The sequence below is a fragment of the Jilunia laotingensis genome (genome assembly GCF_014385165.1).
Classification (GTDB): Bacteria; Bacteroidota; Bacteroidia; order Bacteroidales; family Bacteroidaceae; genus Bacteroides; species Bacteroides laotingensis.
This window is the reverse complement of the sequence record NZ_JACRTF010000001.1, coordinates 3,924,831-3,947,497: the sequence shown is the minus strand read 5'-3', so window position 1 is coordinate 3,947,497 and position 22,667 is coordinate 3,924,831. Positions and strand designations below refer to the sequence as shown.

Below are 22,667 nucleotides of genomic sequence, written 5' to 3'. Positions count from 1 at the left end.
AGTACAGTTGTTTATATGGTTCCAAGAGCGTAAATTTGCAGAAAATAAGAATTTTATAATGAACAAGTTATCCCGATACCGTAAGCTTCGTTATAATCAACTATTTGAGTCAGAGAATCGTGAATTGCGTTTGAATGAAATGGGCAATCCTCTTGAAGTGTTGTCTCAGTATGTTGATTTTGAGATCTTTCGTCCTACTCTTGAATCAGCCCTTTTTACCGGAGAGCGCAAAAGTAATGCCGGTCGTCCGCCGATAGACTGTGTGCTGATGTTCAAGGTCTTGTTTCTTCAGCGTTATTATGGTTTGAGTGACCATCAGATAGAGTATCAGATAGTTGACCGTACGAGTTTCCGCAAGTTTCTTGGTATTGAATGTGTTGACGATGTTCCTGACGAGAAGACGGTGTGGAAGTATCGCGAACTCCTGACAAATACAGGCGTTTATGACAAGCTTTTTTCGGAATTTCATAGTTTCATGGAAAGTAAGGGTCTGCAATTCAATGAGGGTCGCATCATTGATGCCAGTTTTGTTATTGCCCCTCGCCAACGTAACACCCGTGATGAAAATGAGCAGATAAAACAGGGAGCGGGTGATAAGTTGTGGAATGACAATCCCCACAAGAAGTGCCACAAGGATGTAGATGCCCGCTGGACAAAGAAGCGTGATGAGACTTTTTACGGCTACAAGCAGCATACTAAAGTTGAGAAACGCAATAAGATCATACTTTCTTATGATACCACGTCGGCAGAAGTGCATGATTCCAAAGGCTTTGAAGGACTGCTGGATGAAAAAGACGAAGGCAAGGACTTGTATTTGGACGCCGGTTATGTCGGACAAGAGGAGATTGTAAAACAGCATAAGATGAATCCGATAATTTGCGAAAAGGGCTACCGTAACCGTCCGCTTACCAAGGAGCAGAAATCAGACAATAGGAAAAAATCCAAGACACGTTGCCTTGTCGAGCATGTATTCGGGTTTGAGGAACAAACCATGCGTGGACTTGTGGTGCGTACAGTAGGGCTTATTCGTGCTAAAGCCAATGTAGCATTCACCAGTCTTGTGTATAACATCAGTCGTTACACGCAAATAATCAGGCTGAAACCTGAGTTGTTGGGGTGAATTATGCCTGCACATCCAATTTTTACAACAAACACAAGTTAATTATTGTAAAAATCGGGGGGGGGGGTAGAAAATATTCGCTAAATTTGCAAGACTAAAGCTCACAAATTGGGCAGTTAAAGAGTTCTGCTGTCTGATACAAGAGGATAAATTGAATTGATAGAACTCACCTTAAGAAATGAATTAGGTGCTAAACGTTTAAATATTCTTTTTACAGGTTTTGGAGTCGGTTTGTCATTAGGCACCGGAAGAATGATTGTTGAGAATTTAGTTGTACCAGAATTAATTTATTATTAAACAAATGAATCCATTCACTTTACTAGGGAAAACAATTTTGATTACCGGTGCTTCGTCGGGAATCGGAAGGTCAACTGCTATTCATTGTTCTAAAATGGGAGCCACTGTTATTGCGACAGGGCGTAATGAAGTAAGATTAAAAGAAGTTCTGGCAGAAATGAATGGTGCGGAACATCAGGTAATTTGCGCGGATATTACTAATGAATCAGAAATTATATCATTGGTTAATTCTATCGTTTCTATTGATGGCGTAGTTTTATGCGCTGGGATAAACGATAGATCTCTATTTAAACAAATTAATCAAGATAAGATCGATAAGATGTATCATATAAATATTATGGCCCCTATTTTGTTATTGAAAGAAATTTTTAAAAAGAAAAAAATAACTTCTGGTGCATCAATTGTATTTATATCTTCGATCTCTTCTTTTTATGCAACAATTTCAAATGCACTTTATGCTTCATCGAAAGGGGCTATCAATTCATTGATAAGAGTCTTGGCCCTAGAATATGCTTCAAAAAAAATCAGGGTAAATGGTATTATGCCAGGCATGGTTCGTACTGATATGATTAATGCTTATGGCCTGTCCGAAGAGCAGATGGGTGATGTGGTTAAAAGCTATCCATTAGGAAGACTTGGTGAACCTGTCGATGTTGCTAATGGCGTAATTTATTTGCTTTCTGATGCTTCTTGTTGGGTGACAGGAACAAATATAGTTATTGATGGAGGGATCACTTTACGTTGAAATTTTTAAATGTATATAGAATCGTCAATTCAATAAGTTCATCCAATAGTTTTGTACTGTTCACGGTATTTGCTGATGATGTTTGGCTTGTTGATTGCGGTGATATAGAACCAATACTGGAATGGATGCATGATAATGGAAAAACTCTAATTAAAGGTGTTTTTATTACACACTCCCATTATGATCATATTTATGGTTTGAATAATCTTTTATCTATATATCCTAATCTTCGTATTTATACATCGCTATTTGGTATTGCAGGCCTGTTGTCAGACAAATTAAATTTATCCCGTTACATGGAAAGTTCGTTTGTATGTGCGGTTAAAAGTAATATTTTTGAAGTTTCTGATAATGAGAAAATATGTTTATGGAATAATGTTTTTCTTGAAGCCTTTTTTACTCCAGGTCATGATAAAAGCTGTCTTGTTTACCGCGTAGATAATAGTATTTTTACAGGTGATTCCTTTATCCCTGGCTTAAAAGTGGTAGCTTCTTTTCCTAATAGTAACAAGGAGGATGCAGTAATATCAAAATCTAGAATACTTAGTTTATCAAAAGGATGTAATCTTTATCCCGGTCATGGTGAAATTTATGAGAACTTTCAACTTGAAAAATATATTTGAATTATTTTGTTGGTTATTTGTGCCATACTATTTATGGCATAAATAATCCTTTTTTCATACTCTTACTTTTCGCTTTATCGTTTTCTTTTAATCATATATTTTAATGGACAAGAGAATTTATCTTTGCCTTGCTCACATGAGCGGCAAGGAGCAGGCTTTTATTAAAGAAGCCTTTGACACGAATTGGGTCGTTCCTTTGGGACCCAATGTGAATGCTTTCGAAGAAGAACTGAAACATTTTGTAGGACAGAATAAGGAAGTGGTTGCTTTGTCGGCAGGTACGGCGGCTATCCATTTAGGTTTAATCCAGTTGGGTGTCGGGACAGGTGATGAAGTAATTTGCCAGTCGTTCACTTTCTGTGCGTCGGCTAACCCGGTGGCTTACCAGGGAGCTACACCGGTATTTGTTGATAGTGAAGAGGATACCTGGAATATGGATCCTGTTTTGCTTGAAGAAGCAATAAAAGACCGAATCGCGAAGACGGGCAAGAAGCCTAAGGCTATTGTTCCTGTACATCTTTACGGTATGCCTGCTAAGATAGATGAGATTTGTGTTATTGCAGCGAAATATGATATCCCGGTCTTGGAAGACGCTGCCGAAGCATTGGGCTCTGAGTTCAAAGGTCAGAAGTGTGGTACTTTCGGTACATTCGGTGTCTTGTCTTTTAATGGAAATAAGATGATCACTACTTCGGGTGGCGGCGCTCTTATCGTTCCGGATGAAGCATCGAAGAAACAGACCATGTTTTATGCTACTCAGGCTCGTGAACCTTTCCCTCATTATCAGCATGAAAAGATCGGTTACAATTATCGTATGAGTAATATTTGTGCCGGCATCGGTCGTGGTCAAATGAGTGTATTGGACGAGCATATAGCCCATCATCGGCATGTACATGAATTGTATGCGAAAGCTTTTGAAAACCTGGAAGGCATTACTTTGAAATCTAATCCAGATGGTCGTTTCAATGCTAATTATTGGCTATCTACGATTCTGATTGATCCAGAGAAGTCTGGCACTAATTATGATGAAGTCCGAGTGAAACTTGATGCCAAAGGAATAGAAACCCGTCCTTTGTGGAAACCGATGCACCTTCAGCCTGTATATGCTAATAATCCTCGTTATGTGACAGGTGTTTCTGAGCGATTGTTTAATATGGGTCTGTGTATTCCAGCAGGTCCTTGGGTGACGGACGCGGATGTAGACTATATTGTAGAGCAAATAAAAGCTTGTTGCACAGAATAATCTTTTTTAGGAGTATCTCTTTAGTCTTTATGTTACTACTGAGTTCAAACTAGCTTCCTTTTACTCAAACCGCAAAATATTACTACGAACATATTGGCTAATACAGATAATATATTATTTGTATTACTGAGGTTGTGTCAATTTTGAAGTGAACCCTAAAAGTTTTTTGTCTAACTTTTAGGGTTCACTTCAAAATTGACACAACCTCTTTCTTTTTTATAGAAGCGTGATATTCTAGAATCTGGCTGCCTTTTCCTGATATTATCAGCGCGGCATTGTGATTGAACAAGGTTTTGATGTCTTGTTTAAAAGATAGTTGTATATTGAAAATGAAAATTTTGGGATTAGAATTAAAAAAGCAATAGAAAATAAGAGGGGCTTGAATTATTTTCATAAATTTGTACCGCACACTATCATCAGTTTCAGGGGGAATTTCCAAAAAGATTGAGTTTCTTGGAATAATGCTTAGCGATACATAAAAAGAATGGAGTATTTTATGAATGAGAATATGGTTAGTTTTTTCACGTTTGCCCCTTTGATGACAATAGGTTCCAACACCCTTTTATGGATTATTGCATTATTGACAGTTATCATTGTTGCTTTGTCTTTAGTTTTGTGGAGTCAATATAAAAAGACACGTCATTCTCAAAAAGAGATGGATCGGGGACAAATGCTTAATGACCAATTGCTTGATATTTATTTTCTCGATACCCTTGTCATGGACAAATTCGGAAATATCCAACAAATGAATCAGGCATGCCTGAAAGAGTTGAATTTGAATGGGGATATGATAAAGGGTAAATCGGCTTTTGATGTTATAGACATTCTTGTGGATAAACAGAGTATATTGCCAGACCTGATTAGAGATTTGGATTCGGGCAAACAACAGATAGATTTACCTCAGAATTGCGTTATCTGTAATCTGCAATCCAATATGATCTTTATGGTGCAGGGGACATTAATCGGAACTTATAAAGAGAATCGGCTAAATAACGTCGTCTTCCTTTTCCGAAATATCGAAAGCGAATTGACGCAAGAATATATTCTTAATATGGCACTGAGTAGAACCAAGATTTTTCCTTGGTTTTATGATATGAAGTTGGATCACATGATAATTGATTCCCGCTGGTTCAGCCATTTGGGTATCGATGAAGGAAACGGCACGCTTTCTTCCGAAGAATTCGGAGCGTTGGTACATCCGGATGATCGTGATGAAATACTTAATGCGTTAGCTAAACAATTACAGGGGGAATTAAATAAAGACACTTTCACCTATCGGTTGAAACGCGCTGACGGCACATGGGAGTGGTTTGAGGTACAATCCGTCTATTTGGGACGTGTAGCGGATATCCCGTACCGGATAGTGGGAGTTTGCCAAAGCATCCATGAGCATAAAGTTACAGAACAGAAGCTGATTGATGCCCGGAATAAAGCAGAAGAAAGCGATAAGCTGAAAAGTGCATTTCTTGCCAACATGAGCCATGAGATACGAACTCCTTTGAATGCTATCGTAGGTTTCTCAACTTTACTGAGTAGCGTGTATTCCGAGTTAACGATAGAAGAAATAAATGAGTATACTGCCATGATTGAAAAGAACAGCCAATTATTAATGTTCTTGATTTCTGATGTGCTTGATTTATCCAAAATAGAATCCAACACGATGGAATTTCATCTTCAACCTTTTTCGTTGAATACGCTTATGCTTGAAATCAGTCAGACGCAGAGGCTTAATATGGATGAAGAGGTGAAGCTTGTTATGGACATACCTGATGACGATACGATACTAACTGCAGATTCGATGCGTCTGGGGCAGGTCATGAATAATTTGATAAATAATGCCATCAAGTTTACTTCCAAGGGAAGTGTTTGCTTCGGATATAAATTGACGGATGATGACCGGGTGCAGCTCTTTGTTGAAGATACGGGTGTGGGGATGCCGGAAGAGATGATCGAACACATCTTTGAACGTTTTTTCAAAGGGGATAGCTTCGTTCAGGGAACTGGTTTGGGACTGGCCATATGCAAGATTATAGTAGAACATTTTGAAGGGAAAATCGAAGTGGTCTCGAAAGTTGGTGAAGGTTCCCGTTTTATGGTCAGTTTGCCTTTGAAGAATAGTTAAAGTAGCAGATCACAGATTGATCTTGACTACTTTAACTACTAACGAAATGATCTTAATTGTATTCCTGAAAACAAATCATTAACGATTATCTTTTCTCTCCGCTGTCCTCCAAAGGTATATCATCATGGAAGTGCATGGAAGCATGAGTCCCGTCACAGAAAGGTTTGTTGGATGATTGACCGCAACGGCAAAGGGTCACACGGTTTCTTATTTCATAACTTCTTCCATCCGTTCCTTCAATACGAATGCCTCCTTTTACCCAGATAGGTCCGCTGACTTTTATGCCGGGATCTTCTATTATTCCGATAGAGGGCTCAAAAGGTGGTTCGAATATTTTTTCCGTCTTTTTGTCCCATAATACTAATCTTCCTGATGGGCAGTGGCCTACTTCATGACGGACAATTTCCCTCTCTTCCTCACTGGCAGCGCGCTGTACCAAGTTCCATACCCTACCGTAAGCATCGCAGAAGCGTGCAAAGGCGCAATATTTTTCATTGTCGGCGAGTATCATGCTGGGACCTTCCAATTCTTCCACTTCCTCGAGCAAGGGACGATGGGAAGCTGTTTCTTTCGAATCCCAATCTTTTGCCATTTTGTGCGAACCGTCACAGAAAGGTTTATGTTTGGAATGTCCGCAACGACAAAGAGCCACAGGAGAGGCCGAACTATCGAAATGTTTTCCGCGTTGATAGACCCATGAGGAACCTTCTTCATTTGGTAAAATGATTTCCTGGTCTATGGGAGGGTTGCCATACACAAGGTAAGGACCGTCAGGAGTAATTTTGATATAAAAACTTTCGGGCGCTTGCTTGCTTCCGTTTTCTACGGAAGGGGAATCAGGTTTAGTCATAATAGTATATATTAGGGATGATAAATAAAGTTTAATCGCATTGTACAACAGCCGCTTCTTCAGGAAAGTTTTCAGGTGTAAGGGAAGATTAACACAGATTATACTAAGGAGGAGTCTGATGACTCAATATTGGTGGGAAGGACATGGGGGAGGAGGAGTTTGGTTCTTCTCGTATAGATTTAATCGTAGGCAGGGGAATGGGAATGCAAATCAGGTTTGTTCTGGTTTGTTTTAAAGGTAACGACTGTTCGTTTAAAAGATAGCTTCCTTTTCATTAAACCTAAGCATGTTAAACATGGGGATGTTTCACTGTTAAACACCCCCATGTCTCGCAGTCAGACACCCCCATGTTTCGCAGTGAAACATCCCCATGTCTAACGTGCTTTCATTACGGGCTCATGTGACTTCGGTCGTATCCTCCGATTCTAAAGGCTACGAGGAACCCCGGTTCCATAACGGATTAAAGGGTGATATCCCAGATTCCTACCGCTTTTTCCAATTCTACTAACGCGGCATTATAATTGAACAGTGTCTCGATATACTGTGCCTGCACTTCATCAAAAGTTCGTTGTGCATTCAGGACTTCAAGTAAAGAGACTTCTCCCCGGTTATAACTGTAAATCTTTCCGTCAAGAACTTCCTGAGCCTGCTTTAATAATCCATTCTCATAATGTTTCATTTGTTCGGCTAAGGATTGGTATTGGTGGTATGCCTGCATAACTTCCGTTTGTACCTGTAGGCGAGCTTGGCTATATTGCATCTCGGCCTGTTTCTCCCGGAATCGTGCGGCATTGACTGCGCCACGGTTGAGAGCTGATAATTTTAATGGAAAGGCTATACCTGCGGTTATTCCTGTAAAAGGAGGAGCGGGGGCTTCCTCGTTCAATACCCGGTAGTTCCTGCCAATCTCCAAAGAAACATCGATATCGGGAATGTTTTCCCTACGGGCAACTTTCACCGCTTTTTTTGCCACGGTTGTGTTTCTGAGGGCGGCTACGAGATCGGAACGGTTTTCCACTGCTTTCGCTATCAGATCGCCCAACATGAATTCATGCATTTCTGTCTGCAACTGGGCGGTAGGTTGATAAAGGGTGTCAATGCTGAATGTACCCATCATTACAGAGAGCGCTGAATATGCGTTTTTAAGTTTAGTGCCGGCCTGCAATAATTCATTGCCCAATATGCCCGCCTCCAGTTTGCTTTGTGTAGCGTCCACTTCCATGATTTTGCCCAAGCGGAAACGGATGCTGTCGGATTCGGCCAATTGCCTAAGGTTTTCATATGCCTTTCGGGTAACATCATAAAGGCGTTGTTGTTTCACTGCTTCCAGATACGTTAATGTGGCTTCGGCACGAAGATTACGGAAATAATCGGCTAGCAACGCTTCTGTCAATGCACTTTCGCTCCGTGCCATTCCGATTGCCGCACCTCTTTTGCCTAATGTCAAGGTCTGGCTTAGCCCAACGGCAAAACCTTCACCCATTTGTAACTTCTTGTTCTCGTTATTGAAGTAGCTTACTGAAAGCTCGGGGTCGTTGAACACTTTTGCCGCCACTACGCCCGCATGTGATGCACTGACGTTCAATTTTTCGGCTGCATATTCCAGGTTTCCAGTATTGACCTTTTCAAGATACTCACGATAGGGCAGAGAAACAGACTTGTTTTGCGCTTGCAACGAAAGGCTCGTTGCAAGCAGAATTAGTATATGGATTCTTTTCATTTTTCTTCAATTCTTTTTTCCATCATATAATATAATGCGGGGAGAATGTACAATGTGATTATCGTCGCAAACAGCAATCCGTATACGATGACCGTGGCAAGAGGACGTTGAACATCCGATCCGATGCCGGTCGACAGAGATGCCGGGAGCAATCCCAAGATGGCTACGGTTGCCGTCATCAATATCGGACGGAAACGATGTCGTGCCCCTGTGATTACTGCTTCTCTCAGATCTCTGCCTCTCGAACGAAGATTATTGATGTGTGAAATCATTATCACTCCATTTTGTATGGCCACTCCGATCAAAGCGATAAAGCCTACGGCAGAAGATACATTAAGTGTCATTCCGCGTACGTTCAGGGCAAGCATGCCTCCAAAGAGTGCCAGCGGGACTATGCACATCAGCAGAGCAGCCTGCCGGAAATGCCCCAATGCCGCGAATAACAACAATAGCATTACCCCTAGTGCCAACGGTACGACAATTCCCAGGCGCGAATAGGCGCGATTCTGGTTCTCAAATTGTCCCGCCCATTTCAGATGGTAGTCTGCCGGGTCGTATTTCACCTGATTGCTAATGGCTTTATTGGCTTGATTGAGGAAGGTGGTCAAGTCCGTACCCCGCAGGTTTACATGGATCGTCAGATGGCGTTTGTTCATTTCACGGGAGATGGTGCTGGCACCGGTTGTCATCTTGATATCCGCTATCTGGCTCAGAGGGATTTTACTCCCCGAATCCGTAGTCAGCATCAAGTTGCCGATTCGTTCCGGAGTATTGCGGCTCTCATCGTTGAAACGGCAGATGACATCATAGGATTTGCTGCCGACAAATATCTGAGAGATTGCTTTTCCTCCGATTGCCAATTCGATGAGGTCGGCAACGTCCGAAACGTTCAATCCATATTGGGCGATGCGGTCACGGTCTGCCACAATCTGTAGCTGGGGCATCGGTGGTTCCTGATCGATAGCTACGTCTACCGCACCGGGTATGTTCTTGACTACTCCTTCTACCTGTTCAGCGATATGACGGGTTTCTGCTATGTCATCTCCGTAGATTTTGATTGCGAGATCGCTGTGCGCCCCGGCTATCTGATCCATCACCATGTCGATAATCGGCTGTGAAAAGCTGACGGTATATCCAGGCATCCTCTGTAGTTTCTCATTCATTTCCTCTATCAAGTCGGCTTTGGTCTTGCCATGTTCCCAAGTGGAGTAAGGTTTCAGGCCGACCCCGCACTCTATATGTGAGAGCGAAAAAGCTTCGGCACCTTCGTCGTCGCGTCCCACTTGTGTCATCACGTATGATACTTCCGGGAATTTACGAATGGTTTCCCGCAATTCGGCTCCCATCTCTTTTGACTTTTCGATGGAGATGCCCGGAGGCAGTTGCACTTGTATCCAGATGGAACCTTCGTCCAGAGGAGGAAGGAAATCTTTTCCTACCATCCAGCTCAGTCCGCCGGCTGCTACCAGGATGATGACCAGGGAAGATAAAATCAAGTTCCGTCGGTCGATCAGTCTTTCAGTTTGTGCATTATACAAGTTTCCCAACTTTTCCAACCAACGGTTATGGGAAACCGGGCGTGGTTTGCGATACGCCATGAAAGCCAGTCCGGGGATGAGGAGCAGTGCCACCACCAATGCACCGATCAACGCATAGCCTACTGTATATGCCATCGGGGTGAATAGCTTTTTCTCGATATGTTCAAAGGCAAATAAAGGGAGATAGGCAGTGATGATGATGAGTGTGGAGAAGAAGATGGGGCGGGCAACTTCAGTCGTCCGTCTCATGATAGAGTCTTCTGTCAACATTTCGTCCGGATGGCGTTCGCGTTTCTTCAAAATGGTTTCCATCATGACAATGGCTCCGTCCACGATAATGCCGAAGTCGATGGCACCCAATGACAGCAAATTGGCGGGAATATCGGTGACGTGCATCAGGATAAAGGCTATGAGAAGTGCCAATGGGATAGTCAATGCTACCAACAGCGCTCCGCGCCAGCTTTTAAGAAACAAGATGAGTACCAGTACAACCAGTATCATTCCTTCGAACAGGGTATGCGATACGGTATGAAGGGTAGTATTGACCAACTCTGTCCGGTCCATGAACGGATGGATGCGCGTGCCTTCAGGCAGCATCTCATTATTCAATTCTTCGACTGCCGTATGTACGTCTTGTAGTACTTTGGATGGATTTTCCCCCCGTAACATTTGCACGATGCCTTCAACACCGTCATTGTAATTGTGTACTCCATCATTGAAACCGAGTACTCCTTTACGTTCCAGGTTGCCATATTTTAGTTTTCCAATATCATTCAGATAGACGGGTACCCCCTTTTCGGTTTTTATCACAATGTTTCCCAAGTCTTCAAGGTCTTTTACCAGACCGATTCCCCGGATTACGTAACTCAGATCGCCATGTGTCAGCATACTACCACCGGCATTCACATTGTTTTTCTCTATTTTTTCCGTGACATCGCTTAATGTGACATTGTATTGTTCCATTTTGTGCGGATCGATCTCTATCTGGTATTGGGTAGTTATGCCACCGTAATTGCTTACGTCGGCAACGCCCGTCACCTGTTTCAGCCGGGGGATAATCACCCATTTGTGCAAATCGGTGATTTCCCGGAGATCCAGGTTATCGCTTTCAATCACATAACGGAAGATTTCACCGGTAGGGGATGTCAACGGATTTAGTCCCGGTACGGCATCATAAGGTAACTCTACATCTACCAGCCGTTCCTGCACTCGTTGGCGTGCCCAGTAATCGTCAATACCATCGTCAAATACTAAAACGACCGTACTTAATCCGAAGGTATTCTTACTGCGCATCACGTTCAGCCCTGGAAGTCCGTTTACAGCTCTTTCGATGGGGATTGAAATTTGTTGTTCAATCTCTTCGGCTGCCAGACCCGGTACTTGTGTCACAATCTGAACCGTCGTATCGGCAATATCAGGATAGGCATCGATAGCCAACTGTGTCCAAGAGTAATAACCCACTATGCCTAAAAAGGCAAATAAGACGAACATCAGCCCTCGCCGGTGTAACGCCAGATAAATTATCTTCTTCATAGATTTATTAGCGGGCATCGATAAAATAAAAAGCTCCTTCCGTCATGATCTTCTCACCGGGCTGTAAGCCGGAAGCGATAACCGTGCGATCTCCATCGGTACAGGCGGTGGTAATGTTTCTCTTTTGATAGCGGTTTTCGCCCAAAGCAACGAGTACGTAACTTGCATCTTCTTGTTGCAGAATGGCAGCTGTGGGAACTAAAACGGCATCGACTGCCGTATCTGTCAGTTTCACCGAACCGTACATGGCAGGTTTCATTTCCCGTTCGTGATTGTCACACTCTATCAAGACTTCTACAGCGCGTGTATCTTCATCCAGCATTTCATTGATGTGATAAATGCTGCCGGTGAAAATACGGTCGGGCATTGAAACAAGTGATACTTCCACTTTATCGAGTGATTGGATCAGTGGGATGTCCTTCTCCTTCACGTTGGCCGCTACCCAGACTTTGTTCAGGTCGGCAATGATGGCTACCGGTTCGGCATCCTCTTTCAAATACTGCCCCAGTACGATATTGTTGGTCACTACTTCTCCGTTAATGGGTGAACGAACGATCAACGGTTGTCCCAATACAAGTTCCGAAGGATCGATTTGGAATACTTTTAGTGCGGCAAGCGTGTTCTCATAATCTTTCTTTTTGAGTTCGTAGTTTACTTCGGCTTCTTCCACCTCTTTCTGAACACCAACTTTGTTGTTCAGAAGGTCTTTCTCGCGTTTAAGACTTTTCAATGCGAGTTCCATCTCCTGCTTCGCTTGATAATATGCCTTTCCGGTCTCAAAGAATTCCGGAGAGCTGATTGCGAATATGGGGCTGCCTTTACTTACTTTTTGTCCCAGACGTACGAATGATTGGGTAATGCGTCCTGCAAAAGGAGATGCGATTTCAGCGTACTGATTAGGGATGGCTTTTACGACTCCTGAAGTGGTAAAGGAGCGTTGATGGAGTTCTTTTTGCACGATGGCTGTTTTTATCTTCTGCGCAAGTGATTGGGAGGATACAATGATGGTATCTCCCTGTACCGTCACATCTTGTGATGTGCTGTCTTTTGAACCACCGGTACATGAGAAAGTTACTATACCTATCAGGCATAGTGCTATAAATTGTTTCATGTTGATATACGTTTATAAACTCCCTTTTCGACATTCGAAAGGGAGAGTTTTACTTTTTGTGATTAAATAGTAGTTTTAAAATACCTTTTCAATCACCGGTGGGGCACGTAGATGAGAGAGGTGAAGCTCTTTGTGGGTGGTAAAACTGATTGCCGTCTGACTGATGATGCTTATCAGTGATAATGCAAAGATGACAGAGAACAACGGAGTCGTATCTGCAACCAACATATTCAGTAACCCGATAGTCTCTATTTCGGCTGTAGAGTGTGAATGATGAGTTCCCGGAAAATACGGGTGGGAGTGGGTTACAGTATATTTATCGAAATAATGGGTGTGAACGAAAGCAGTTGTTCCTATATAATAATACAGAAAGAATACGATCAGTAAATATTTTATAATCGAACTTGCAACCTTTTTCACTTACACATTCGTTGTCGTTTCTGCAAAGATATTAACTTTCTTCCGAATAGCGTATAATCATTAGCGAAAAGTAGGGAAAACTTTTAGTTTGTAGTTCGTGAGTGTCTTGGGAATAATATTCATTTTCCGTTCCTACGTTTTCAAAATAGTGGAATTTGTATTCCGGGTGCTTATCGATACAGGCATGAACTTCATCCGTACATAAGGAGAGTTTCATAAGGACAACCACTGTTTTCTGCTTCAGATAGTCTTCCAGTTCCGTACAGGTCACTATTCCCGGAATGACGATCATCCGTTCTTCCTGACTGGCGATGTGCAATCCGATCATAGCACCTGCCGCAATAAAAGCCGGTACCCCCGGTATGCAACTTACCGGCTTCTCTGAATTTCGTAAGCGGTCATATATATAATGTATAGAGGAATAGAATCCGGAATCTCCTTCGGCTACTATGGCAACCTGTTTGTCTTGTTGCTGGAATACAAGAGCTGATTCATATATTTGGTCGTAAGCTTCAAGGGCCTGATCTCTGTCTTTATTCATCGGTAATCCAAAAGTCCGGATTTGTTCGGGAGATATTCCTAAATCCAGTAAAAGTGCTTTAGCCCTTGACCGATGTTTACCGTCCTTCCCGATGGTTGCGGGACAAAAGATGCAGTCGGCATTTTGCAATGTTCTCAACCCTTTAATTGTTACTAATTCGGGCTCGCCCGGTCCCAAAGATACGAACTGTATGTCTTTCATTATTCTTCTTTTTCGTGCAAAAGTGAGGAAAATATCTTAATGAAACAAGATAAAATAAGTATCTTTGCTCACAATAAATATAGCAAACAACGATAATGAAACGAATACTGGCAGAAGTGCTTCTGCTAAGCTGTCTTTTTTTCACCGGCTGCCGTCCGAAAGCAACTCCGGCATCTGTTGTGGTGGAAAGTGAAATTCCGGATACTTCTTCCGTTCGCATTTCTCCTGTGTATGCCAAGGGGTTTAAAGTGACCTATACTCCTACGTGCCGCTTGGTCGATATTCAAGATCCCCAGAAGGAGGGAAGTGAGTCGTGGCATTTCGCTCTTATTCCTCGCGGTGTGAAACCCGCAGGTGTTCCGGAGGGGTATACAATTATTGAAACGCCGATTCGGAGTACTATCTGTATGACCTCCCTGCAACTTTCGAACTTCATCAAGCTTGATGCACTCGACAGGGTGGTCGGTATTACCAGTACCCGGCATCTTTTCAATTCCGGGATGAAGCAACGCATCAAAGATGGAAAGACCGCAAAGATAGGCATTGAAGGGAATTTCGACAATGAAGTGATCATGAGCATGAATCCCGATCTGATTTTCATTTCTCCTTTTAAACGCGGAGGTTACGATGCGATGCGTGAGATAGGGATTCCGCTGGTTCCCCACTTGGGCTATAAAGAAATGACTCCTCTGGGACAGGCTGAATGGATTCGTTTTATCTCCCTTTTTACAGGGCAGGAGGCTGAAGCCAATCAAAAGTTTGCTGCCATTGAAAAACAATATAATGAACTGAAGCAGCAGGTGGCTGATGTCAAAAAACGTCCCGTTGTTTTTAGTGGAGAGATTCGTGGCGGTAACTGGTATGCAGTGGGGGGGAAGAGTTTCCTTGCCCAACTTTTCCGAGATGCCGGAGCCGACTATTTCTTAAAGGACGATCCGCGTTCCGGAGGAGTGACGCTTGATTTTGAGACGGTTTACAGCCAAGCCGAAGGGGCGGATTATTGGCGCATCGTGAATAGTTATGATGGTGAGTTTACTTATGAGGCATTAAAGCGGCAGGAGCCTCGATATGCCGATTTCCGGGCATTCCGTGAAAAGGGAGTTATCTATTGTAATATGCGTGAAAAGCCCTTTTACGAAACGATGCCGACCGAACCGGAGTTGGTGCTTGCCGACTTGATTAAAGTTTTTCATCCCGAACTGCTACCTGATTATACTCCGACCTATTACGAACGATTAAAATAGAAAACGATGGCATGAAGCGACCTACTACTTTTCTTATGTTGCTCATCGTAGCATCCATTCTTCTTTTTTTCCTGTTGAACCTTTTGTTAGGTTCCGTGTCTATTCCGCTACGATCGGTGTGGAGCATTCTTTGGGGAAGCACGGATGAATCGGTCATCTGGCAAAACATCATTTGGAAGTCCCGCGTCCCTCAAGCTTTGACTGCGTTGGTGGCGGGTGCGGGTTTGTCAATCAGCGGTCTTCAGATGCAAACGGTATTCCGTAATCCGCTGGCAGGACCGTCCGTATTGGGAATTAGTTCCGGTGCTAGTCTGGGAGTTGCTTTTGTGGTGTTACTTTCGGGCGCTTTAGGCGGGGTAGCGCTGAGCAAGCTGGGATATATGGGGGAAGTTGCCCTTTCCATCGCAGCCATTGTAGGGGCACTTTCCGTTATGGCGCTCATCGTTTATGTTTCACAGAAAGTAAAAGGAAACGTGACATTGCTTATCATCGGTGTGATGATCGGCTATGTGGCAAGTGCCATTATCGGTGTATTGAAGTATTTTAGTGTGGAAGAGGATATACGTGCTTATGTCATATGGGGGTTAGGTAGCTTTGCCCGTGTGTCAGGCGACCAGATGTTTTTGTTTGTTAGCATCATGGCGGTACTGATACCTTTATCTTTCTTACTGATAAAGACCATGAACCTGATGTTGCTTGGTGATGGTTATGCACGCAATCTGGGGTTGAATATAAAGCGTGCGCGTCTGCTGGTTATTTCTTGTTCAGGGGTATTGGTTGCTATTGTTACTGCCTATTGCGGTCCGATCATGTTTATCGGTTTGGCGGTTCCCCATCTCTGCCGTGCCATTTTCCATACGTCCGACCATCGTATACTGATGCCTGCTACGCTTTTTGCCGGAGCATCATTAGCGTTGGTTTGCAATTTGATAGCCCGTATGCCCGGGTTTGAAGGTGCTTTGCCTGTCAATTCGGTAACAGCATTGGTAGGGGCTCCTGTAGTAGCATCCGTACTGTTCCGCAAGCGTAAAAGTGAATTAAGTGAATGATTATGAAACAGAATACTATTCTTATTAAAGACCTTTCCATTGGTTATCCCGGCAAGAGTGATGTCAAAATAGTTGCCGATCATATCAATGCCGGAATCAATAGCGGTGAACTAACCTGTCTGTTGGGGGCGAACGGTGTTGGAAAATCGACATTGCTTCGTACACTTTCTGCATTTCAGCCGAAATTGGGTGGAGAGATAAATATTGCAGGCAAGGAGATTGATGATTATACCGATAAGGAACTTTCTACCGTAATCAGTGTGGTATTGACGGAGAAATGCGATGTGCGCAACATGACCGTTACTGAACTGGTAGGATTGGGCCGTAGTCCATACACCGGATTCTGGGGGAACCTCCGGGGCGAAGACAAACGTGTGGTAGAACATTCCATCTCTTTGGTGAAGATCGAAAACCTGGCTCACCGGATGGTACATACTCTGAGTGACGGAGAGAGACAAAAAGTGATGATTGCCAAGGCACTGGCTCAGGAAACACCGGTTGTTTTCCTGGATGAACCGACTGCTTTTCTTGATTTCCCCAGTAAGGTGGAAATGATGCAATTGCTCCACCAACTCAGTCGGCAAACGGATAAGACCATTTTCCTTTCCACGCACGATCTGGAACTGGCTTTGCAAATTGCGGATAAAATCTGGCTGATGGACAAGGCGAACGGGGTGACGATCGGTACTCCTGAAGATCTTTCACTCAATGGTAGCTTGAGCCGTTTTTTTGCCCGAAAGGGAATTGTATTCGATTTGGAAACCGGGCTTTTTCGTGTGGACAATGAATATACAGCTCAAGTACGTCTTGTGGGACATGGGCAGAAATATGCCATGGCGCGTAAAGCTTTACAACGTAACGGTATCCTTGCCAATCGCAATGTGGAGTCTGAATTTTATATTGAGACGGGCGATCTGAACAGTGGGAACGGCTTTGTTATCCATCCCCTTCAGGGAGAGACGATCCATACAGGAACGATTGAAGAGATGCTGAAGGAGGTGGTTAGTCTGACTATGGCCGGGGATTAGTGGGACTGCACTCATTGTTTCTATCGTTTCACATATTCGAGTTTCATGATGGAAGGTATCATAAATGCCATGCATCCCACCGTGACAATTGCAATGCCGCAAATCAGGAACACATTGGCAACCCCGATACTGTCTGCGATGAATCCGGTTGCCAATAACCCTAAAATAGACGGTAATAAACTTACACTATCGAATAGTGCAAATACACGTCCGAGGAAGGATACTTCAATCTGTGATTGCAAGAGTGCTGTAAAAGGTCCCGAATAAAATGGGATCGAAATGCCTTGTATGACAGCGATCACTGCAAATATTACGAAACCTGAAGCAGGAAGTAAGCCCGAAACGACCAAGCTGACTCCAAGAATCAGATAGGAAACATTGATCATTATTACTTTACGGATACGGGGATTCCATGTACTCAACAAAATGCCACCCAACAGCATGCCCGATCCAAAAAGTAATTCTATTAAACTCACTTGATACGCTGTGCCGGAAAAGACCTGTAAAGTCATTAATGGGAGCAACGCTACCACCGGCATGATGAAAAATGTAATCAGCACTTCGATAACCATGACCCAACTTAAGCCGCGGTTGCTGCGGATAGCATGAAACCCATCTTTCATGTCATGAATAATGCTACTGGCAGTATCCGTTTCTACCTTCACCGGATTGGGAATAAAGACAAATAGCAAAGTAGTGCAGGCAATGGCAGCTCCCAACACATCCAAAAGCATTACCACACTCATATCGGTGGAAACAATCAATGCCGCACCCAAAACAGGTCCGCAAATATTACATACCGCTTGTATAGACTGATTGATACTTGCAATGCGAGTTAACTCGGATTCGGGTGCAAGCAAAGGTATGGATGATTTCATTGCTGGAGCATGGAAAGCACCTCCTACCGAACGGAGTGCAAGAAGTATATATATCTGCCAAAGTTCGATTACATCCAGATAAAACAGTAAAGCGATCAAGGCTGAACATACGGCAACGAAGCTGTCTGCCAGAATCATTGTCCATTTTCTGCTCCAGCGGTCTACAAACACACCAGCGAAAGGTCCTAATACCGCTTGCGGAAGGAGGGCGGCAATAGTGGCGAGTGAGAGAACTTCAGCCGAGCCGGTTTCCAGGCTGATCCAAAGGACAATTGCGAATTGTGCGATGGAGCTGCTGAGAATAGAAAACAGCTGTCCCGACCATATAATAATAAATTTCTTTTTCCAGTCATTCATAATGATAGTTTGTGCTATGACAAATAACACTATTGATTGTCCTCATGAAAACATCTCTTTAATTCCTTCGTCAAGTGAATGAGGCTGATAGTTGATTTCTCTTTTTGCTTTTGCTATGCTTAGTCCGCTAAACCGGGGTCGGGGAGTAGCTTCCTGCATTTCTTCAGTAGTAACGGGATGGATAAGCGTACGATCCAGGCTGAGTATATCCGCTACGCGGTAAGCCATTTCGGCAATGGTTACACAATTATTCCCACAGATGTGATAAATTCCATTTTTGGGATGGGTCATTAATCGTTCTACAGCTTGAGAGATATCGCCTACGAAAGTCGGTGTTCGCCATTGGTCGGAAACGACACGGATGGTTTCTCCTTTACGAAGTTTATCAGCAACCAGTTGCAGAATATTGCCATGCTGGCCGGGAAATGCTTTTCCATAAACTACAACGACACGGACAATCGCATAATTGCCACAATATTCCGCTACTCGTTGTTCGCCTTCGTATTTGGTAATACCATAATAATTGATAGGATTCGGCTCGTCTTCTTCCGTATAAAGATGTTCACTTCGTCCGTCGAATACGAAATCGGTAGAAAGATGGATAAGGCGGCTACCGTATTGTTCGCAGGCATGAGCCAAATGTTCTACTGCATTGATATTAATACTTTGAGCTTCGTTGTGATGGTTTTCACAATAATCAGGGACAGATAAGGCAGAGGTATTGATTACTATATCCGGACAGACTTCTTTAAAAAGCGACTGCATCCCGGAAGCATTACGAATATCCGTACGAATGAATTGATAACCTTTACCCGGCAGAATGTCTTCGTGAAGCGAACAGGCTGAAATATTATATTTTTCGCGGGCTACTAAATCATTTAATATTCTACGGCCAGTGAAACCATTCGCACCGATAATCAGTATATTCATAGGGCTTATTATATTTATTATCTTTTTAATTTATCAAAAGGGAGCAGTTCGTCCTTGTTGAACTTCCACGCGGATTCCAAAAGCGCCATTAGCTGATTTCAGTTCAAAAGCTCCTTTAAAATTATTCTTTTCCCACGGTAAAGCACTGCGATTGGGTACTTTATATCCATTGGCATTATATTCACCATACGTATTGAGCCGCATACCGTTTTTTAATTTGAAAGAACCCATCTGAAGGTTCTGAGTGGAACCGAAACCTCCGAATCTATAAAGGCCGGAACTGTAAAAAGAAGGGGAAAAGATATTGGACATACCTTGTGAGTATGTTATGTCGGGATTCAAGTTGAATAATTGATTAAAATCCTTCCCGGTATCGAAAAGTTTGAATTCCATTTTGGGCAGTTGGGAAGGCATGACGTTCATCAACCCCATGTCCAGTAAAAATCCTCCGAACTCCTTGTAGTTTTCTTGTGGAGAACGGGGCAAGCTATCTGACGACAATTCAGACTGCGCAAAAGATGCGATTGTTACCAGTAGCAAAGAAAAAGATAATATTAGTTTTTTCATATCCTTGTGTCATATAAACGCAAAGATAGAGAATATTGTTGATAATCTACATTTCAATGATATTTGCTTTATGAATTGTTTCAGTTAGTTCTTTCTTTTTTTCATACGTTTCTTTTTCTTAGTTTACAATCATTTTATAACCGATACCCCGCACATTCACTATTCGTATTCTCTCGTCCTGCGAAAGTTTATGCCGGAGCTTGGTAATGAAGACGTGCAGGCTTCGTGAATTGAAAAAACTATCATCTCCCCAAAGTTCAAGCAATACGTTTTGGGTATTGACCACTTGATTGCGATTTTCACAAAGACGTTTCAGTATTTCAGATTCCCGGTGGGAGAGTTCTTGTTTATTTCCCGCATAAGATAAAACTTGTGCAATGGAGTCGAAAATATAATTCCCTATTTCAAACCGTGTTTCTTTTTTTGCCTCACTAAAGCTAAAAGCCTTGCCAACGAGTGCTTTTATGCGAATAATAAGCTCTTGCATCCCGAACGGTTTTTTCAGATAATCGTTGGCACCCAATTCGAATCCCTCTACCACATCATTGATAGCCGAACGTGCCGTGAGGAAAAGAACCGGTGTTTGTTTATCCGTTTGGCGGATGCGGTGTACCATTTCGAAGCCATCCATACGGGGCATCATGACATCGGCAACAAGTACATCCGGTCGGGTATCGAAAAACATTCTTAGTCCCTCTTCTCCATCTATTGCAGTGTTTATGATGAAATCACTTTCCTCAAGAGTGTCCTTGATTATCATGGCAAGGGTCAATTCATCTTCCACTAATAATACTCTGATTTTATCCTTCTTATTCATCTGTCCAATTAATTATTAATTGATATTTTGAATGTGCTGCCTTGTTCTGGGATACTTTCGACACTTACTGTACCTCCATGCATTTCAACCATTGTGCGGACATAATAAAGTCCTAATCCATATCCTTTTACATTGTGAAGGTTTCCGGTCGGTACTCGATAGAATTTATCGAATATATGTTTTTGTTTTTCTGTGGAAATACCGATTCCACGGTCACTAACTGATATTTCGATTTTACCTTCCGAGTATTGCCGACAGTAAATGGTAATCTCTGCTTTTCCGGGTGAATATTTGATAGCGTTGTCTATCAGATTACTGATAATATTGCTGAAATGAGTTCTATCAACTAAAACGGTGAGATTCAGAGGATCGATCTGGCAGGAAATATCGATTGGTTTATCTGTTTTTAATTTATGCAATTCTATTAGGGAGTCAAGCATGGACTTTAATTCGAGATGTTCGAGGTGTAATCGAAATGTTTTACGCTTTTCCATGCTCATACTGAGTATCTGTTCTACCAGTCCGCTCAATCGTTGTAGCTGATCCTGGCAGATACGCAGGTATTTATCACGTTTTATCTTTTCCTCTGCCTGATTGAAGTTGAGCAAAGCATCGTTGGCTGCATAAGCTACGGCAATAGGAGTTTTCAGTTCATGTGTGATATTGTTTGTAAAATCGCTTGTTATTTCTTCTAAAGTCTTCTGTCGTAAAATTATACGTATAAGAAACCAAAAGGAGAATAGTAGGATGATCAGAATGATAAAAGAGGTGGTAAGAATGCCACTCATCTGTTTTAATACCATAGTGGTTACTGGCTCCATTAACAGACAATAGGTTTGGTTATTCTTTAAATCGAATGCATATTCGTAATTCTTTGCATTTGGACTTGGTTCATACTTACTGTCACCGACAATTCCTAATGTGTCAGTATATATATATGTAGAGTCTGCCGAATAACTTGATTGCAGATAAAATGTCTGGTGTGGGAGGTAAATATCTCTTGACCGAAGGGAAAAGGTCAATAAGCTGTCATACACTTGTAAGTTTGGTTCCAGTAAAGCATCCAGTCCGGCGTGTAGTCCGCGTTGAAAATTTATTGCGAGTTCCAGCATGCTATTTTTGTCTTTCAATATTAAATCCAAATTACTATTGGCAGTAAGATTTGTATCTTTCTCACAAGTATCCGATGATTGCGGCACATCATTTTTTGAATTTATATTTTGGGAGTTGTTTTGCCGTTTGTTGGCAGCTATAGTGAGGCGACCTTTTTCTGAACAGTTATATTGTGATAAACTATCGCGATTTACAGAAAGCTTTATTTGGGTGGAGTCTTCATACAATGTAACGTGTGCCGTATCTTTGTTCATAAATAAGGTTTTTACTTTTGTCAAGCTATCCTGCTCGTTAGACTCCCAATGAGTGGTAGTACTGCTTTGAACAAAAGCTTTTCCTTCATCCGTATAACCTGCCGACACGGTTACTTCACCATGTTTTTCACCATAATTCCGTAGATTTGCTACTCGCAGCATCATTTCATTGTAGTCGCTCATACGCATAGCTTCCATTATATTTTGCTCTACATTATCTTTCATTGTGCGGTATAGACTTGTAAGCCAGTAAGTCTGATAAGCGAATATTCCGGATAAGGATAAAATAACAAGAATAACTATGTGCTTAAGGGGTAATTTCATGTGCTTAAATGATTATTGTACGGCAAAGATAGTAGGAAAGAG

19 protein-coding genes are annotated in these 22,667 nt (G+C 42.5%); 8 read left to right on the top strand and 11 right to left on the bottom strand.

Going from position 1 to position 22,667, the window contains the following annotated elements; all coding sequences use genetic code 11:
• Window positions 1–58 precede the first annotated feature (58 nt).
• From H8744_RS15450 to H8744_RS15430, 5 genes are all read left to right on the top strand, one after another.
• Window positions 59–1,120 (top strand): IS5-like element IS1169 family transposase, encoded by a 1,062-nt coding sequence (locus H8744_RS15450; RefSeq protein WP_008777670.1) that lies wholly within the window; start codon window positions 59–61, stop codon window positions 1,118–1,120.
• 301 nt (window positions 1,121–1,421) lie between these two features.
• Window positions 1,422–2,162 carry an SDR family NAD(P)-dependent oxidoreductase gene (locus tag H8744_RS15445; RefSeq protein ID WP_262435695.1) on the top strand — a complete coding sequence of 247 codons (741 nt, stop codon included), beginning with the start codon at window positions 1,422–1,424 and terminating at the stop codon, window positions 2,160–2,162.
• Complete coding sequence (locus H8744_RS15440; RefSeq protein ID WP_262435694.1) at window positions 2,159–2,785, top strand: MBL fold metallo-hydrolase; 627 nt, start codon at window positions 2,159–2,161, stop codon at window positions 2,783–2,785. The genes H8744_RS15445 and H8744_RS15440 overlap by 4 nt, the downstream gene beginning before the upstream one ends.
• A 103-nt stretch (window positions 2,786–2,888) precedes the next feature.
• On the top strand, window positions 2,889–4,028 hold the full coding sequence (locus tag H8744_RS15435; RefSeq protein ID WP_262435693.1) for a DegT/DnrJ/EryC1/StrS family aminotransferase: 1,140 nt from the start codon (window positions 2,889–2,891) through the stop codon (window positions 4,026–4,028).
• A 484-nt stretch (window positions 4,029–4,512) separates the two neighbouring features.
• Window positions 4,513–6,150, top strand: a complete 1,638-nt coding sequence (locus H8744_RS15430) for a sensor histidine kinase (RefSeq protein WP_262435692.1) — start codon at window positions 4,513–4,515, stop codon at window positions 6,148–6,150.
• An 85-nt stretch (window positions 6,151–6,235) separates the two neighbouring features.
• On the opposite strand, the gene H8744_RS15425 is transcribed toward H8744_RS15430, so the two are convergent.
• The 6 genes from H8744_RS15425 to H8744_RS15400 form a co-directional block, all read right to left on the bottom strand.
• Complete coding sequence (locus H8744_RS15425) at window positions 6,236–7,000, bottom strand: CDGSH iron-sulfur domain-containing protein (RefSeq protein ID WP_262435691.1); 765 nt, start codon at window positions 6,998–7,000, stop codon at window positions 6,236–6,238.
• Between the two features lie 460 nt (window positions 7,001–7,460).
• Window positions 7,461–8,720: a TolC family protein gene (locus H8744_RS15420; protein ID WP_262435690.1), complete on the bottom strand. Its 1,260-nt coding sequence runs from the start codon at window positions 8,718–8,720 to the stop codon at window positions 7,461–7,463.
• Window positions 8,717–11,791, bottom strand: a complete 3,075-nt coding sequence (locus tag H8744_RS15415; protein WP_262435689.1) for an efflux RND transporter permease subunit — start codon at window positions 11,789–11,791, stop codon at window positions 8,717–8,719. The genes H8744_RS15420 and H8744_RS15415 overlap by 4 nt, the downstream gene beginning before the upstream one ends.
• Window positions 11,792–11,798: 7 nt before the next feature.
• Window positions 11,799–12,902, bottom strand: coding sequence for an efflux RND transporter periplasmic adaptor subunit (locus tag H8744_RS15410; protein WP_262435688.1), 1,104 nt, complete (start codon window positions 12,900–12,902; stop codon window positions 11,799–11,801).
• A gap of 75 nt (window positions 12,903–12,977) precedes the next feature.
• Complete coding sequence (locus H8744_RS15405; protein ID WP_262435687.1) at window positions 12,978–13,322, bottom strand: DUF8478 family putative metalloprotein; 345 nt, start codon at window positions 13,320–13,322, stop codon at window positions 12,978–12,980.
• A 31-nt stretch (window positions 13,323–13,353) separates the two neighbouring features.
• Window positions 13,354–14,064: a precorrin-2 C(20)-methyltransferase gene (locus H8744_RS15400; protein WP_262435686.1), complete on the bottom strand. Its 711-nt coding sequence runs from the start codon at window positions 14,062–14,064 to the stop codon at window positions 13,354–13,356.
• Between the two features lie 95 nt (window positions 14,065–14,159).
• Here H8744_RS15400 and H8744_RS15395 point away from each other — a divergent pair, with 95 nt between their 5' ends.
• Genes H8744_RS15395 through H8744_RS15385 form a run of 3 tightly spaced genes read left to right on the top strand, consistent with a single transcriptional unit; the run spans window position 14,160 to window position 17,385 of the window.
• Window positions 14,160–15,308, top strand: coding sequence for an ABC transporter substrate-binding protein (locus tag H8744_RS15395; protein WP_262435685.1), 1,149 nt, complete (start codon window positions 14,160–14,162; stop codon window positions 15,306–15,308).
• A gap of 11 nt (window positions 15,309–15,319) precedes the next feature.
• On the top strand, window positions 15,320–16,357 hold the full coding sequence (locus H8744_RS15390; protein WP_262435684.1) for an iron chelate uptake ABC transporter family permease subunit: 1,038 nt from the start codon (window positions 15,320–15,322) through the stop codon (window positions 16,355–16,357).
• 2 nt (window positions 16,358–16,359) lie between these two features.
• Complete coding sequence (locus tag H8744_RS15385) at window positions 16,360–17,385, top strand: ABC transporter ATP-binding protein (RefSeq protein WP_262435683.1); 1,026 nt, start codon at window positions 16,360–16,362, stop codon at window positions 17,383–17,385.
• A gap of 20 nt (window positions 17,386–17,405) precedes the next feature.
• Here the strand turns inward: H8744_RS15385 and H8744_RS15380 are convergent, their stop codons facing one another.
• From H8744_RS15380 to H8744_RS15360, 5 genes are all read right to left on the bottom strand, one after another.
• Window positions 17,406–18,620 (bottom strand): MFS transporter, encoded by a 1,215-nt coding sequence (locus H8744_RS15380; protein ID WP_262435682.1) that lies wholly within the window; start codon window positions 18,618–18,620, stop codon window positions 17,406–17,408.
• Between the two features lie 42 nt (window positions 18,621–18,662).
• A complete protein-coding gene (gene rfbD, locus H8744_RS15375) occupies window positions 18,663–19,550 on the bottom strand; it encodes a dTDP-4-dehydrorhamnose reductase (RefSeq protein WP_262435681.1) in 888 nt (295 codons plus the stop codon).
• Window positions 19,551–19,583: 33 nt separating this feature from the next.
• Complete coding sequence (locus H8744_RS15370; RefSeq protein WP_262435680.1) at window positions 19,584–20,117, bottom strand: hypothetical protein; 534 nt, start codon at window positions 20,115–20,117, stop codon at window positions 19,584–19,586.
• 118 nt (window positions 20,118–20,235) lie between these two features.
• Window positions 20,236–20,934 carry a response regulator transcription factor gene (locus tag H8744_RS15365; RefSeq protein ID WP_262435679.1) on the bottom strand — a complete coding sequence of 233 codons (699 nt, stop codon included), beginning with the start codon at window positions 20,932–20,934 and terminating at the stop codon, window positions 20,236–20,238.
• 8 nt (window positions 20,935–20,942) lie between these two features.
• On the bottom strand, window positions 20,943–22,625 hold the full coding sequence (locus tag H8744_RS15360; protein ID WP_305067390.1) for a sensor histidine kinase: 1,683 nt from the start codon (window positions 22,623–22,625) through the stop codon (window positions 20,943–20,945).
• Between the last annotated feature and the right edge of the window lie 42 nt (window positions 22,626–22,667).